The sequence below is a fragment of the Clostridium grantii DSM 8605 genome, from assembly GCF_900129965.1.
Lineage (GTDB): Bacteria > Bacillota > Clostridia > Clostridiales > Clostridiaceae > Clostridium_AF > Clostridium_AF grantii.
In genome coordinates, this window is the sequence record NZ_FQXM01000076.1 from 1 (window position 1) to 1,674 (window position 1,674).

A 1,674-nucleotide genomic window follows, 5' to 3' on the forward strand; every position below is an offset into this window, starting at 1 on the left:
TTATATCAATTGTTAACAAAATAATACTCTTACAAGACAATGTAACAACAAGTTCATATGCAAAACCCTCTCACTAGGGTAACTGTGGCTTAGATAAAAATGTGACTACATGTTTTTTCAAGTACAAATTCTACAAGACAAGATAAAATAGCATGCAATAAGACAAAATTTTTGCTCTCTTATGCATGCTTATTTTTCTTTAAAAACCAGTGTTCTTTCGATCATTTCCTAATACTTCTTGAGTTAATTTTTGAATTCTAAAGGGTGTAAATATTTTTTCAAATCTATTTACAGTCTAACCTTTATATTTTATTTTTTATTTCTATAACCTTTTCAACTGATAACTCAGAAGCTTCTGCAACTTGTTCTACGGTTAATCCATTTTCAAAAGATTCTTAGCTTCTTTAATAGCTCTTTCTTCTCTCCCTTCTTGTTTATCTTTATTAAGTGCACTTACTTTGTCTTTAAGTATCTTAGCTCTCATTTCATGAATTTTTGTATGTTCTCAGTGTTGCTACCTCTTTATAAAAAATCTTTCAAACTCTTTACTTTAAAATTATAATCTTTAATCCATGTTTTATAAGATTGATTATCTAAAAAATTAACCATTTTATATATTTCTTGTGTTTCATTAAAGTATTCTAAAGCTAAATAATATTCCTCTCTATCATTTTCAAATAAAACAATTGGAGGGAGCTCATTGCCAATTAACAAATAATTTAGTAGCATTCTTCCTACTCTCCCATTGCCATCTGCAAAAGGATGTATAGTCTCAAACCAACAATGAAAATAACTAACTACTTGCAACGCATTATCTTCATTTACTTGCACATCATTTATTTCTTTAATTAATGATACTAAGTTTTCTTCTACCTCTAATGGACTTACCCCTACATCATGTAACCCCACTATGTAGTCACCTTTTTTTAACTCCCCTGGCTTTTCCCCTTTTATTAACAAGTCTTCTGTAAAACAATCTTTCATTAACTCATAATGAAATTCTTTAATCAAGTCTAGAGAGATTTTTGATTCATTATCTCTGCTTATTTGTAAGATGTTTTTGCAAAGATCTCTATGATTTTCTATTTCTTTAATTGTCTTTTTATTTCCTTTATAATCTGTAACTTTTTCTCCCCTAAAAACAGTTTCTACATCTCTTAATCTTGTTTCATTATTTTCTATTTTATTGGAAGCATAAGTGAATTTCAAAAAGAACCTATTTAATAAATCCTCAACATTACCTTTTCTCCACACTTTTACTGATTCATTATACAGCATTTATTGCCCTCCTCATTAACTATTGAATTTAAACATATAATATAAATTATATCATATATTATACTTCTCATTTGTATGGAGATAAATTATTAGCAAGTTCTTAGGCAAAGCCTCCTCACTAGGGCAACTGTGACTTGGGTAAAAATGTATATGGTATGTTTTTCCAGCTGCAACTTCTAAATTAGTATGTAATAAGCCAAGATCCTCTTGCTTTATTATTCATGCTTATTTTTCTTTAAAAAACAGTGTCCTTTCGATTATTTCCCAATACTTCTTGAATGAAATCTTAAATTCTAAAAAGACTGCAAATATTTTTCAAATCTATTTACAGTCTAACCTTTATAATATATTTTTAAAAACAAAATCTACTTTTGGATCTAATAACCCTTTACTCAT

1 protein-coding gene is annotated in these 1,674 nt (G+C 27.9%); it reads right to left on the reverse strand.

Annotated features, from left to right (window positions below; translation table 11 throughout):
* Positions 1-522 precede the first annotated feature (522 nt).
* Positions 523-1,278, reverse strand: a complete 756-nt coding sequence (locus BUB83_RS21075) for a Fic family protein (protein ID WP_073341042.1) — start codon at positions 1,276-1,278, stop codon at positions 523-525.
* Between the last annotated feature and the right edge of the window lie 396 nt (positions 1,279-1,674).